This window comes from Amycolatopsis tolypomycina, from assembly GCF_900105945.1.
GTDB classification, from domain to species: domain Bacteria; phylum Actinomycetota; class Actinomycetes; order Mycobacteriales; family Pseudonocardiaceae; genus Amycolatopsis; species Amycolatopsis tolypomycina.
Genome location: NZ_FNSO01000004.1, coordinates 5,406,182 through 5,419,691, shown reverse-complemented (window position 1 = coordinate 5,419,691; position 13,510 = coordinate 5,406,182). Strand labels below are relative to the sequence as shown.

The window sequence follows — 13,510 nt, the reverse complement described above, 5'->3', positions numbered from 1 at the left end:
GCTACCTCGAGGACGGGCGGATCACGGAGGAACAGGAGACCTGGGTGCCCGGCCCGCGCGAGGTCGCCTGGTGCACCACGTTGCCGTCGACGCTGACCGTGCAGGCGATCGAGCCCGCGGACTCGTTGTTGGCGGCCAGCACCTGGACGACGCCGAGCCCGGGACCGACCTTGAGGGTGAACTCCTTGCGCCACGGCAGATCCCCGTTCACCACGGTCTCGGTGCCGTTGACGCCGTCGACCACGTACTTGATCTCCGGCGACTTGCCGCTTCCGGTCACGGTGTAGACGACCTGGTGCTCGGCCGTGGGCAGCCGGACCTGGTCCCAGCCGGCGGGCTGGTCCGGGGTGAACACCTCGGTCGTGATGACCACGGCGACCGCCACCGCGGCCGCGCCGAGCACCCAGGGCAGCCACCACGTGCGCTGCGCCAGCCGGAACGTCCGGCTCCGCGGCACCGGGGAAGGTTTTCCGTCCGGTTTCGGCTTCGCCGTTCCCGTGGTCATGGCCGGCTCCTTCGGCAGGCGGAAACGATCATGGATGAATCTCGCTTTCTTGGCGTCTTCTCAGGTGTCCGGCGCGGTGATATGGGAAGGTCGGAAGACGAAAGGCGCGGGTTCACCCGCCGCCTTGGTGGCGACATAGTGGCATGCCGCCGGTTGTTCTGGCCAGTGCCGCCAAATGGGGCTGCGGGCAGGGCGTGCGCCGGCGTTAACCTGCCGGAAACGACCGCTCAGCAGTGAGATTGTGAGAGATCTCCGCTGTTCAGGAGCCTGTTCGGGTCAGTGGCACGCTCCGCCGGTCGGGCTAGTTCGCAGATCCGTTGCGGGGTGGGCGGTAATTCGCTTCCGCGGCAAACAGGTGCCAGGCGGCCGCGGCCGTCGGTCGGCCGACAGAAACCCGTGCGATCAGCCGGAATGCCGACACGTGCCGCCGCTTCGGAACTCTCGGGCGATGTCACCTATTTGCATTGCCGGTCATTCATTTGCCCATGCGGAAAATTACGTCTTTCACCGCGAAAACAGCCTTTTACCGGGTCCTGGTAATCCACAGTTAACAGTGCCGAGAAGTGCTGTACACGCGCCGCCGCCCTAATTGTGGCTCCACGTCCACGGCGTTCGGTCGAGCACTGGAGACCAGATGGCGCAGCAGTCACGCGGACGGGGAACACCGGAAAGGACCGTGCGCGGCCGGGCCCCGCCGGCGCGGCCCACGCTTCGCGACTCCCCCTCACCCGGGTGGCCGGACCCGGGAACGGTGTTCGCGCAGCAGGCGGAATTCCCCCAGCCAAGAACCGTGCAGCACCGGAACCACCAGGGCACCCACCCCGACCGGGACCCCGGGTGGCCGGCGCTGCCCCTGCGAAAAGAAGGGAAGACGATGCGTCCATCGCATCCGTTGCGCAGGTCCTCCTCCGGCGGGCTCTGGCGCCGCCGCGGAGCCTCACGCGCCATGGTGCTGGCCACGACCGTGGTCCTCAGCACCCTCGGTGTCGTGTTCACCGGGCCCGCTCCGGCGTCGGCGGCCACGTTCACCGTGCAGCAGCAGAACCTCAGCTTCACCCCCGCCGACATCTCGATCGCCGTCGGCGACACCGTGACGTGGACCAACACCGAAACCGACGGCAGCGTGCACAGCGTCGTGCAGTCCGGCGGCGGCGAGATCAACTCGCCCGACATGCCGCCCGGGTCGTCGTTCTCGCACACCTTCGGCAGCCCCGGCACGGTGAACCTCACCTGCCGGTTCCACCCCGACATGTTCATGGCCGTGCACGTCGGTGACGGCGCCCCGCCGACCACCACCGCACCGCCCACGACCACCACCACGCCGCCGACCACGACGGCCCCGCCCACCACGACCACCGCCCCACCGACCACCACGGCCCCGCCCACCACCACGGCACCACCGGGCACGACGGCGCCGCCGTCGAGCGGTGCCCCGACGACGGTCACCGGGCCCGGCGGGGCCCCGATCGGGGTCGGGCCACTGCCGGTCAGCTTCCGGCTCACCGACGACAACGGGGCCTGGTACAACACGAACCTGAACCTGTTCGGCACCAAGTCGCTGGCCGTGGCGGAGCTGCCCCGGCTCAACCTGGGCAAGGTGCTCGGCCTGCTGCCGTCGCTGGACTTGTCGAAGCTGCCGCTGCTGGGCAACGGCGCACTGGACGGGTCGAGCGCGAACAACCTGCTGGGCGGAGCCGTCTCGCAGCTGAGCAAGCTGCTGCCGAGCGGGAGCAACACGCCGCAGGTCGGCAACCTCGGCGTCGATCCCGCCCAGCTGCTCAACATGGGGGCGTTGCGCAGCGCGGTCGGGCAGGTCCTGCCGGCCGGTGACGCCCGGGCGGCGCAGGCGAACACCCTGCTCGACCAGTTCCAGCAGCAGGTCGCGGCGCAACCGGCGAACGTGCCGGTGTCGCTGGACAAGCTGCCGGTCGGGGCGGACCTGATGGGCCTGCTCGACGAGCTGAAGAAGTGGGCCAGCAACGACATCACGCTGCCGGTCACGGTCAACTTCGGGGTCAACCAGCCCGCCGCGGCGTCCGCGCACACCGCGACCAGCCTGATCTGGCCGGACGGGGCGAAGGGCTTCCCGTACGACCAGGGCGGGGCCTGGGTGGGAAACCAGACCGTCCAGCTCACCGAGCCCGGCCTGTACGCCTTCCAGTGCAAGATCCACCCGTACATGCTCGGTGCGGTCGTGGTCGACGACCCGCTCACCCCGGGCCTGGACTTCGGCAAGAAGCTGCACGTCAACAGCCGCAACCTGGTGGTGCCGTCCAACGCGGACATCATCACGCAGCTGGTGACGAAGTTCTTCAACATCACCGCGCCGGGCAACTGGCAGACCTACAGCGGCACGCAGGACACGGAATGGAACCCGTCGGACTACCCGCCGGCGCCCATCCTGACCTACGACGAGGCCGGCAACCCGCAGCTCATCCCGCTGCTGAGCCTCTACCTCAAGGAACACCAGGGCGTGCCGAAGAAACTCCCGGCCGCCAACAAGAAACCGGCGGTGCCCGGGGTCGGCGAGGTCTGGGTCGACACCGAGATGGAAACCACGGCGAGCAAGACCAAGCCGGGGACCGCGACGCGGGTGAACGTGCAGAACTGGGAAGTGGAGAGGAAGGTCGCGCTGCCCCAGGTCAACATGAACAACCCACACAACATGTGGACCGACAAGGACGAGAAGGTCATCTACCAGACCGAATGGTTCAGCAACAAGCTGGACGTCTTCGACCGGGCCAGCGGCGCGTTCATCAGGCAGATCGAAGTCGGCCCCGACCCGTCACACGTGATGAGCCGGACCGACACCGGACAGCTGCACGTCGCGCTCAACGCGGGCGGGGCGGTGATGGAGCTCTCGCCCGACGCGACGAAGATCGACCGGCGCATCCCGGTCCAGCTGCCGGGGGAGAAGGTCGCGCACCCACACGCCCACTGGATGACCGGGGACGGGTCGACGATGATCACGCCCAACGTCAACCTGTACAACGCCACGGTCGTCGACATCCCGAGCGGGCAGATCCGGCACGAGCAGACCGGCGAGCTGCCGATCGCGTCGGGCATGACGCCGGACGGCTCGAAGGCGTACGAGGCCGACTTCTCCGGTGCCACCGTTTCGTGCATCTCGCTGAAGGCCGACGCGTGCGTCGCCGACGGCGGGGCGAAGCAGCACTACAAGAAGATCGACCTGTGGGCCAACTACGACCCCGTCAAGGGCCCGTCCGGGGACTGGGGTGGTCTGGACATCCAGATTCCCGTGGCGCCGGACAACTCCGCGGTGCTGGTGGCGAACACGCTCACCAACAACATCACGGTGATCGACCCGAAGACGGACAAGATCGTCAAGTGGCTGCCCTGTGACTCCGGCTGCCACGGCATCAACTACGGGGCGAAGAAGGGCGGCGGCTACTACGCCTACGTCTCCAGCAAGTTCTCGAACGCGATGTCCGTGGTGGACCCGGACCCGAACGGCGACGGCAACCCCGCCGACGCCGCGGTGGTCGGCCGGATGGTGCTGACCGCCGGCCCGAACACGGCGACCGACGACCAGGTCTCCGGGTACGCGGGCATGGGCGGGATGGGCGTCCTGCCGATCCCGCTCGCCTACGAGGGCTGGGTGCAGCAGGCGCCGAGCAACGCGGTCAACGACCAGTTGACCTGCCGGCAGCGCAATCCGGTCGCCTTCGCGACCGTGTGCAAGTAGCCGTCGAACACGAGGTCCGGGGGCGGCGCCCGCGCCGTCCCCGGCCCTTCCTCGCCGTTTTCCGCCACGCTGAAGGGAATTCGATGCCTCTTCCACCACGGCCGGGCGCGGGCCCGGCCCGCCGGTTCCGGCTCCCGCGCAGCCGGGCCCTGCGCTACGTCGTGCTCGGCTCGGCCGTCGGGCTGACCGCGGCCGTGGCCACCGGTCCGGCGCGGTCGGTGGCCGGCCCCGCACCGGTGAACGTCGAGCAGGCCGCGGCCACGCAGCTGCTGCAGCGGCCGCTCGGGACGGCGTTCGGGCAGCGCTCGCAGGCCGAAGCCGACCTCGGTGACGGCACCACGCTCGCGGCGTGGGAGCTCAAGGACGGCGTCAAGGAGTTCCACCTGACCGCCGCGCCGCTGACCTGGGAGACCGAGCCCGGCCGCACCAAGCAGGCGCTGGCGTTCAACGGCCGGCTGCCCGGGCCGGTGATCCGGGTCAACCAGGGCGACAAGGTGCGGATCGTCGTCAAGAACGACATGCCGAAACCGACCGCGGTGCACTGGCACGGCATGGAGCTGCCGAACGACCAGGACGGCGTGCCGATGCTGACCCAGCCGGACATCGAGCCGGGCCAGAGCTTCACCTACGAGTGGACGGCGGTGTCGACCGGCACCCACTGGTACCACTCCCACGAGGACGGCGACCAGGAGGGCCGCGGCCTCTACGGCGCCCTCGAAGTCGTGCCGACGCTGGGCGACATCCCGGCCGAACGCGACTTCCGCATCATGACCGGCGACGGCGCCCTCGGGTTCGTCTTCAACGCCAAGAGCTACCCGGCGACGACGTCGCTCGCGGCGAAGGTCGGCGAGCGGGTGCACATCCGGCTCATCGGCACCGGCCCGGAGATGTTCCACGCCATCCACATCCACGGCGGCTACTTCACCGTGGTCGCCCAGGACGGCCGCCCGCTCGCGGTGCCGCAGCAGATGGACACCCTGACCGTCGGGGTCGGGCAGACCTACGACCTGATCTGGGTCCCGGTGCGGCCCGGCAAGTGGATGATCCACTGCCACGTCTTCTCGCACTCCGAGGTGTCGATGGGGATGACCGGCATGGTCACCATCGCCGACGTCCACCCCGCCACCGTCCCGCTGCCCGGCATCCCGGGCGTCACCGAGTCCCAGCCGCACAACTGAGCCCTGGAGCCGACATGTCCGTTTCCCGCACCTCCGTCCGGCGGGCCGCCGTCGTGACCCTGCTCGGCGCGGCAGGCGTGTTCCTCGTGCAGCCCGCCGCCTCCGCGCACGTCACGGTCACCCCGACGAGCCCCGCCGCACCGGGCGGCTACACCCGGGTCGCGTTCAACGTCCCCAACGAGAAGCCGGCCGCCTCGACCGTGAAGCTCGAGGTGGTGCTGCCCGCCGGCCACCCGCTCGCCTCCGTGTCGGTGCAGCCGGTGCCCGGCTGGACGGTGACCCCGCAGAAGACCAAGCTGCCCCAGCCGGTGCAGACCGACGACGGCACGGTGACCGAGGCCGTCACTTCGATCGTGTGGCAGGGCGGCCAGGTGCAGCCCGGCCAGTTCCAGCAGTTCCTCGTCGGGCTGGGCCCGCTCCCCAAGGACACCGGCAAGCTGGTGTTCAAGGCCTTGCAGACCTATTCGGACGGTTCGGTCGTGCGCTGGATCGACGAACCGGACGGCAGCGGCGCCGAGCCGGAACACCCCGCCCCGACGCTGACACTGGCCGCCGCGCCCGCAGCCGCCGCCCCCGAGCAGGCGGCCGTCGCGACCGACCCGACCGCGCGGGTGCTCGGCGGTGGCGGGCTCGCCCTCGCGATCGCCGCGTGCGGCTGGGCGTGGCAGTCGCGGCGGCGGGCGCGGCCGGAGCCGGTCGAACCCTCCCCGGTGGCGCGCACGCCGAAAGTCGGGGTCTGAAAGCGGGCGGTGGCCCGGCCGGCCGGTCCTCGGCCGGGCCACCGCCTTCCCGCCCGTCCCCTCCGCCCGCGAAAGGAACCTCGTGCTCGCAGCAACGCCCCGGCGGCTCGCGGCCGCCGTGACGGCTCCGGTCCTCGCGCTGCTCCTGCTCGTGCTCGTCCCGGGGACCGCGTCGGCGCACGCCATCCTGCTGGACACGACCCCGGGCAACTGGGCCGTCGTCGATGCGTCGCCGCACGAAATCTCGTTGCGGTTCAACGAACCCGTCGACGCCGGGCTCGCGGAGATCCGGCTGCTCGGCCCGCGCGGCGACGCCGTCAAGGGCCTGCCCCGGCCGGTGCACCCGGACGGGCGGCGCGACGCCGTCGCGGTGACCGTGCCCAGCGCGCTGGCGACCGGCACGCACACGGTGACCTACCGGGTGGTGTCCGCGGACTCGCACCCGGTGCAGGGGGCGTTCAGCTTCAGCGTCGGACGGCCCACCCCGATCTCGGACGCGGCCGCCGCGCCGGCGTCGGCGGAGGGCGGCGGTGGCCTGACCGCGACGGTGTACGGCGTGCTGCGCTGGACCGGTTACGCCGGGCTCGCGATCCTGCTCGGTGCGGCTTTCTCGGCTGTGCTGCGCGGCCCGGGCGGCGTGTCCGGGACCGGTGACCGACGGCTGCTGTGGCTCGGCTGGACGGTGCTGGTCTCGGCGACCGCGCTGGGTTTCCTGGCCTACGGGCCGTACGCCGCCGGGCGGCCGCTCTCCGCGGTGGGCGACTTCGCGCTGCTCGGCTCGACGCTCGGCAGCCGGATGGGGCTGGTGCTCGCGGTGCGGCTGGCGCTGCTGGCCGTGGTGGCGGGGTGGCTCGGGTGGTGGCCGCGCGTGCCGCGGAACCCGTGGTGGCACGGCGGTGCCGTGCTCACGGCGGGGGTCGCGCTCGCGCTGACCTGGAGCCTGGCGAACCACAGCGCCGCCGGCGTGCACGTCGGGTTCGCGCTCGCCGCCGACACCGTGCACCTGACGGCGATGAGCGTCTGGATCGGCGGGCTGGTCGCGTTGCTGGTGCTGCTGCGGCGGCCGGACGACGTCGACAGGCTGCGTCAGGTGATCCCGCGGTTCTCGCGGGTGGCCGCGGTGTGCGTGGCCGTCGTGGTGGTCACCGGCACGTTCGAGGCCTGGCGCCAGGTCGGCACGCCGTCGGCGCTGGCCGGGACGACGTACGGCACGATCCTGCTCGCCAAGCTGGCCCTGGTCGCGGTGCTCGTCGCCCTGGGTGGGCTGGCGCGTCGCTGGGTGCGCCGCCACTACGGCGAAGTCCCGGTGACGACGGTGCAGCGCAAGCGGGCCGCGCGCGGCCCGGGGGAGGCCGAGGTACGCCGCTTCCGGCGCGCGGTCGGGTGCGAAGCCGCCGTGGCCGTCGTCGTGCTCGGGTTCACCGCCGCCCTGGTCAGTGTCGAACCGGCGCAGGCGCAGGTGGCCCGGGAAGCCGCCGCGCCGAAGATCCCCGCGTACACCGGCCCGGTGAGCACCGTGCTGCCGTTCCGCGCGGGAAGCACGACCGGGCAGCTCGGCGTCGAGATTTCGCCGGGGCGGATCGGGCCGAACGAGATGCACCTGACGGTGCTCGACGCGCAGTCGCGGCCGCGCGAGGTGGCGGAGTTGCGGGCGGAGCTGCGGCTGCCGGACCGGGCCCTCGGCCCCCTGCCGGTCCAGGTGGCCTACGCCGGGCTGGGTCACTACGTCGCCGGCGCCTCGATCGCCGTGCCCGGGCAGTGGGAGCTCGCCGTCGTCGTCCGGACGTCCGAAGTGGACCAGGCGACGCTCCGGATCCCGCTGGGGATCCGGTGACGGCCGTGCTGGCAGGGGGAGAGATGGTCCGGCGCGACGCGCGGCGCCTGCCCGGAGCCGCGCTGGAGGACCTGCGCCGCCGGGCGGTGGCGGCCGTCGAGTCCGGCCGGTCGCGCAGCGAGGTGGCCCGCCTGTTCGGGGTGTCCCGCAAGACGGTCGGGACCTGGGTCAACGCCTACCGTGACCTCGGCGAAGACGCGTTCCGGCCACGTACCCGCGGTCGCCGTCCCGGGGAGCAACTGGCCCTCTCGCCGGAGCAGCAGGCCGTCGTCCTCGAGTCCGTGACCGGGCGGACCCCCGAGGAACTCGGGCTGCCGTACCGGGTGTGGACGCGGCAGGCGATCGCGGAGCTGGTCAACCGCGAGTTCCGGATCACGCTGAGCCTGAAGACCGTGAGCGGCTACCTGGCGCGCTGGGGTGTGCTGCCCGGACCGCCGGTGCCGCGGGGGAGCGTCCCGCCGGGTCACCGGCCCGCCGAGGGGGTCCGGCTGACCTGGCACCGGACGCCCGCGGGGCAGGAGGTCCTGCTCGCGGTGTGCTACCGGGGTTCGGTGTTCTTCGACCTCCGGACCGTCCCCTTCGAAGCCGCGGCGCTGACGGACTTCCTGGGCAGGCTGGCCGACCAGCTCGACCGCCCGATCACCGTGGTCGTGCGGCACTGGCCCGCCGCGCACACGGGCCGCGTGCGAGCCTGGCCGGCCGCCCCGGACCCGCGGATCACCGTGCGGTTCCTGCATTAGGAATTCTCGACGCCCGGTTTGGCGGCCGCCGGTTCGACCTCTACCCGGGCCGCGTGCACACGGTCCTGCCGGGCAGCAGGTCTCCGAGCACCGGGAACCGAACACCAGGATTTGTCCCGAGTGCGCGATCGCCGGTCAGCCGGGCAGCAGCACGAACCGCACCGGGCACCCCGCCGGCACGGCCCGCAGCACCCCACGCGCCCCGGCAGGCCACCGGGTGACGACGACGTTGAGCCCGCGGCCGGTCCTGGCCACCAGTTCGAGGAGGAACGCACTGACATCAGCGGCGTCGAACGGCCCCCGCCGCGCCAGGAACTGCAGCACCCCGCGGCTGGTGACGGCGAACAGCACGTGCACGTCACCGAAGTGGCTGCGGAAGCCGTTGAGCAGGTTGTGCCCCGCGGCAACCGCCCCGCGACCGGCGTCCGGCGGGGCGTGCGGGCGGGTCCAGCCGAGCCACAGCGGTTCGGCATCCGGCAGCCACGGCCCGTGGCCGGGGGCCCCGGGGCGCGGGACGGGGACGAAGGCCGGGAGCCGCCGCGCAGGAGCGGGTTTCAGCGCGTGCTCCTCGATCAGCTCCCAGCGCCCGAGGTAGTGCGTGACGGTCGTGGGGCTGAGCAGGATGCGGTACCGGTGGTTGACGAACTCCGCCACCGCCTGCCGGTTCCACAGCCGATGCGGCAGACCGTGGATCTCCGGCGGCCCCGCGACGATCGCCTCGATCGTGGCCGCCTGCCGCGGCGGAGAAAGCACCAGCTGCTCACCGGGCCGTCGCCCGCGAGGCTTCGGCCGGAAAGCGGGATCCCCACCGGCCCGGTAGGCCTCCACCCAGGCACCAACGGTCTTGCGCGACACCCCGAAAGCACGTGCAACCTCAACCCGCGAGGCCCCACCCTCCACGGCAGCAACGGCTCGTCGACGCAGGACTTCCAGCGCTTCGGCTGGCAGGCTGCGCGCGTCGCCCGAAGTCTTCGTCGTCAAGCTTCCGAAGATAGGCAACCTCGCGACGGGGCTGGTTATCCGCAGATGAACCTTTTCTCGTCGAAACCCGTCGAAAACGGCCTTCCCGGGTGATCCGGATGTAACACCCGCCCCGCCCGGCGCGGTCTCGATGTCCCGGCTCAGCTCGGCGCGCCGGACGAGCGCCGCGCGCCTGGGCTCGCCCCTGCCAGGCCGTTCCGCTTGGTCCGAGCCTCGGAACGACGGGCGCGTGACGGATCCTCGTGCATCTTCTGTTCGACGGCGATGTCCTCGGTACCGAGAATTCCGGTGACGTCGTCGTACGCCACGGCGGTGCCACCTCGTTTCCGCATCGCGAAGGCGCGACGGATCAACGCGAGGTAGCACCGGTCGTAGCAGAACTCGTCATCGCCACACCGCTGCTGCTGTTGCCGTCGGTCTTGATCTGCTCGTGGGTTTCGGCCGGGTGCGACCACAGTGCGATCCGGTCTCCGCCCGCGGCGATCGCCTGGCCGGTCACGTGCGAGGCTTCCTTCGACGCCAGGTACACGATGACCGGGGCGACGTCGTCGGGCGTGCCCAGGCCCTTGCGCCGGACGTTCTCGGGAATCGGCTCGCCGGCTTCGGCCTTGGCCACCAGCTCGCCGAGGCCGGGGATGGTCGCGACCATCCGGGTCAGCGCCGTCGGCACGATCGCGTTCACGGTGACCCCGAGCTTGGGGTGTTCGACGGCCCAGGTCCGCATCATGGCGACGATGGCGCCCTTCGAAGCGGAGTAGGCGGTCTGGCCGAAGCTGGCCCGCTGGCCGGCCGGGGAGCCGACGAGGATCAGGCGTCCGCCGTCACCCTGCTCGCGGAACTGGCGGACCGCGGCACGGCCGCAGGTGAAGGTGCCGCGCAGGTGGCTGCCGACGACGAGGTCGAAGTCCTCGTCGGTCGTGTTGCGCAGCGTCTTGTCCCGCAGGGCGCCGGCGTTGGTGACCATGATGTCGAGCCGGCCGTACTCGTCGACCGCACGCTTCACCAGCGCGTCGGCGAGCTCGGCACCCCCCACTGCGCCGACCACGGCGACAGCGTTTCCGCCGGCGTCGGTGATCGCCTTGACGGTGTCCTCGGCGACGTCGGCGTCCAGGTCGTTGACCACGACCGACGCGCCGGCCGACGCGAGTGCCCGGGCGTAGGACCGGCCCAGCCCGCGGCCGGCACCCGGTGACCACGGCAACTCTGCCGTCGAGCATGTTGTCCTCCTCGAATCGGCGCGCGTGGCGCCGGTAGGCATCACCATCGGCGCGGGCGGCGGTTGTGGCCGCCGCACCGCGACCTGCCCTCACGGTATGGGTCCGGCGGCGCCGGGGGATGCCTCCGATGACGGGATTCGCGCGCGCATGTGTCCCGGCTCGTCTACGTCGCATGTCGTAGACGCGCTGAAGAATTGGAGGTCACGCCGTCGGTTTCTCCGCGATCGGCAGATCTCGATTCGGCGAGCGGATCGCCGAAACCACTTCGCCCGGACTCGCGTCTTTGAACAAGCAGTGTTCGGCGCCGTTGGCCAGAGCGGCTTGATCCGGTCCTGCTGGCCGAAGCTCGTGAGGATGACCACGCGCACGGCCGGGTGGCGGCGGGTTATGCGCGCGGTAGCCGTGACGCAGTCCATCTGTTTGCGGAGCGCTTCCCGACCGTCGCCGGCTTCCGCGACGACGTCGATGCCGAGAACCTCCAGGTAAGCACGGATTCCTCGCCGCACCACCGCTTGGTCGTCGACGAGGAGCACACTGACGGCACCCGGGCTCGTAACGCGGGTCATGACCGAACCTCCGGTGAAGCGCAGGGCACTCTTCCACCGACGGGACACGGTTGCATCCCAGGATGCACGCGGCACCCGCACCCGTCACCCGGTATTCCCTAGTTCAGGCCCCATGTCGCGGGCGTCTACGTCATTTGTCACGGATGCCCTGTGGGGCTTGGCCGAGCCGGGCCGGTCATAGAACCATGTCCGCGCTTCGGGCGGATACCTACGATCACCAATAGGTTAGAAACGACTCGACGAGGAGCGCCGAAATGGATACCAGCCGGCTGACCGCGATCGACGTGCACACGCACGTTCTCGCCTCGGTCAATGAGAAGGACCGCGGCGGGTCTTCTTCGGAATCGCTGGCGAAGGTCTTTCGGCTCGATCCCCGAGCTGACCGTGCCGGAGCTCGCCGACTACTACCGCGAACGCGACATGGCCGCCGTGGTGTTCACAGTGGACTCGGTGACCAGGACCGGCGCCGACCCGCGGGTGTCGAACGAGGAGATCGCGGAGCAGGCTGCCCGGTTCCCGGACACGGTGATCCCGTTCGCCAGCGTCGATCCGGGGCGTGGCGCGGCGGCGGTGCGGATCGCGCGGCGGCTCATCGACGACTACGGCGTCCGAGGTTTCAAGTTCCACCCGAGTGACCAGGGTTTCTTCCCCAACGACCCGGCCGCCTACCCCTTGTACGAGGTGATCGCGGAGGCTGGCTTGGTCGCACTGTTCCACAGTGGACAGACCGGTGTCGGTGCGGGGCAGCGCGGTGGCGGCGGTATCCGGCTGAAGTAGTCGAACCCGATGCACCTCGACGACGTCGCCGTCGACTTCCCCGACATGCCGATCATCATCGCGCACCCGTCGGTGCCGTGGCAGGACGAGGCGCTCGCCGTCGCGGCGTGCCAGCGGTCACGGCCCCGACGGACGCGCAGCGTCGTGGCCCACTGCTGGACAGCGTCGGTCTGTTCTGACAGAGGAGACCGCGGTGAAGGAACGAGCAGGAGTGTTGGAACCCGCTGGTTGAGAGTGGTGATCTTGAGGTTTCGGATGGTGTCGAGTGATGTGGGACAAGGGCGTCTCGTCCATCGTTGGTTGGCGAAGGTGTCGGCGATGTCGCGGTCTGTCGTCGCGTCCGTGCGCTCTTGGGCTCGTAATTGCCGAGCTGTCTCGCCTGGTCCGCGCCGATCGACAGTACTACTTGATGAGTCGACTGGGCGCGGTCCGGCAAAGCGGACGCGCTGGCGACGGCGCCGCTGGCGTTGCTGGAATGCCGGCGGGGCAAGCCCGACGATGCCGTGCTGCGCCGGGCCATGACGGGCTGGGCGTTCAACACTGTCCGGCGCGAGACCGACAAGCCCCCGGCGATCGAGGCCGCACTGGCGTGGCTGGAGTCGAACACCGTGAACGTGTCGCGGCTGGGTGACCTGACTGTGCTCAGGGGCCTGCTGGACCAGCTGACGCTGAAGATGGACGGAGCAGCTGCCGCGGCGAAGACGGTGTACCGCAAGCGCGCGGTCGTCTACAACGCGCTCGAGTACGCGGTGGAGCGGGATCTGCTGCTGGCGAACCGGCTGCCGGAGGTCAAGTGGACGGCACCCAAGCGGGGTCCGGGCGATCGACACATGCGTCGTCGTCAACACCACCCAGGGCCCGCGGCTGCTGGCCGCGGTGGCCGCCCAGAAGGTCATGCGGGTTCCGCGAGGCTCGACGGAGCCGGTGATCGTGGAACGCCGCTCGTCCGGGCCGCGGCTGATCGCCTGCTTCGCCACGATGTACTACTCGGCGCTGCGGCTCGAGGAAGCAGTGATGCATGCGCGACATCGACCTGAAGCTCCCGCGGAAGGGGCTGGGGCGAGTTGCTGGTGTCGGAGACAGCGCCGATCGCCGGCGCAGCCTGGACCGACACCGGGCTGCGGCGTGACCGCCGCCAGCTCAAGCAGCGCGCGAAGGGGGAGGTGCGGCCGGTGCCGTGCCCGCCGCCTCTGACCGCCCCGGGGCAGCAGCACCTCGAGCAGTGCGGCCGTCGTCGAAGACGGCCGGCTGTTCTGGAGCATGGAT

The 13,510-nt window shown here is 70.9% G+C and carries 10 protein-coding genes and 2 pseudogenes; 7 read left to right on the top strand and 5 right to left on the bottom strand.

What is annotated here, in order from left to right; genetic code table 11:
• Position 1: 1 nt before the first annotated feature.
• A complete protein-coding gene (locus tag BLW76_RS34310) occupies positions 2-505 on the bottom strand; it encodes an MmpS family transport accessory protein (protein WP_091315364.1) in 504 nt (167 codons plus the stop codon).
• Positions 506-1,451: 946 nt separating this feature from the next.
• On the opposite strand from BLW76_RS34310, the gene BLW76_RS34305 reads away from it, so the two are divergent.
• The 5 genes from BLW76_RS34305 to BLW76_RS34285 all read left to right on the top strand — a co-directional run bounded on the left by BLW76_RS34305 (position 1,452) and on the right by BLW76_RS34285 (position 8,703).
• On the top strand, positions 1,452-4,211 hold the full coding sequence (locus BLW76_RS34305) for a plastocyanin/azurin family copper-binding protein (RefSeq protein WP_091315361.1): 2,760 nt from the start codon (positions 1,452-1,454) through the stop codon (positions 4,209-4,211).
• Positions 4,212-4,294: 83 nt separating this feature from the next.
• A complete protein-coding gene (locus BLW76_RS34300; protein WP_091315360.1) occupies positions 4,295-5,389 on the top strand; it encodes a multicopper oxidase domain-containing protein in 1,095 nt (364 codons plus the stop codon).
• 14 nt (positions 5,390-5,403) lie between these two features.
• On the top strand, positions 5,404-6,129 hold the full coding sequence (locus BLW76_RS34295) for a YcnI family copper-binding membrane protein (RefSeq protein ID WP_091315357.1): 726 nt from the start codon (positions 5,404-5,406) through the stop codon (positions 6,127-6,129).
• Positions 6,130-6,211: 82 nt separating this feature from the next.
• Entirely contained in the window at positions 6,212-7,963 is a 1,752-nt protein-coding gene (locus BLW76_RS34290; RefSeq protein WP_091315354.1) for a copper resistance CopC/CopD family protein, read from the top strand.
• A gap of 5 nt (positions 7,964-7,968) precedes the next feature.
• A complete protein-coding gene (locus BLW76_RS34285) occupies positions 7,969-8,703 on the top strand; it encodes a helix-turn-helix domain-containing protein (RefSeq protein WP_244170451.1) in 735 nt (244 codons plus the stop codon).
• Positions 8,704-8,838: 135 nt separating this feature from the next.
• Here BLW76_RS34285 and BLW76_RS34280 read toward each other — a convergent pair whose 3' ends face one another.
• The 4 genes and pseudogenes from BLW76_RS34280 to BLW76_RS34275 all read right to left on the bottom strand — a co-directional run bounded on the left by BLW76_RS34280 (position 8,839) and on the right by BLW76_RS34275 (position 10,885).
• Positions 8,839-9,456 carry a hypothetical protein gene (locus BLW76_RS34280; RefSeq protein ID WP_425266072.1) on the bottom strand — a complete coding sequence of 206 codons (618 nt, stop codon included), beginning with the start codon at positions 9,454-9,456 and terminating at the stop codon, positions 8,839-8,841.
• Positions 9,457-9,474: 18 nt separating this feature from the next.
• A pseudogene (locus BLW76_RS50835) lies at positions 9,475-9,684 on the bottom strand (helix-turn-helix domain-containing protein); the annotation flags it as partial.
• Between the two features lie 140 nt (positions 9,685-9,824).
• Positions 9,825-9,992, bottom strand: coding sequence for a hypothetical protein (locus BLW76_RS48940; RefSeq protein WP_167384831.1), 168 nt, complete (start codon positions 9,990-9,992; stop codon positions 9,825-9,827).
• A 41-nt stretch (positions 9,993-10,033) separates the two neighbouring features.
• Complete coding sequence (locus BLW76_RS34275; RefSeq protein ID WP_341866526.1) at positions 10,034-10,885, bottom strand: SDR family NAD(P)-dependent oxidoreductase; 852 nt, start codon at positions 10,883-10,885, stop codon at positions 10,034-10,036.
• An 836-nt stretch (positions 10,886-11,721) separates the two neighbouring features.
• Here BLW76_RS34275 and BLW76_RS50105 point away from each other — a divergent pair.
• Positions 11,722-12,349 (top strand): annotated as a pseudogene (locus tag BLW76_RS50105) (amidohydrolase family protein); the annotation flags it as partial.
• A gap of 362 nt (positions 12,350-12,711) precedes the next feature.
• On the top strand, positions 12,712-13,281 hold the full coding sequence (locus BLW76_RS34265; protein ID WP_244170739.1) for a hypothetical protein: 570 nt from the start codon (positions 12,712-12,714) through the stop codon (positions 13,279-13,281).
• Positions 13,282-13,510 lie beyond the last annotated feature (229 nt).

Excerpts from the sequence above, each read along its gene's own strand:
- BLW76_RS34310 (WP_091315364.1), bottom strand. The coding sequence starts at position 505 with ATGACCACGGGAACGGCGAAGCCGAAACCGGACGGAAAACCTTCCCCG.
- BLW76_RS34305 (WP_091315361.1), top strand. The coding sequence starts at position 1,452 with ATGGTGCTGGCCACGACCGTGGTCCTCAGCACCCTCGGTGTCGTGTTC.
- BLW76_RS34300 (WP_091315360.1), top strand. The coding sequence starts at position 4,295 with ATGCCTCTTCCACCACGGCCGGGCGCGGGCCCGGCCCGCCGGTTCCGG.
- BLW76_RS34295 (WP_091315357.1), top strand. The coding sequence starts at position 5,404 with ATGTCCGTTTCCCGCACCTCCGTCCGGCGGGCCGCCGTCGTGACCCTG.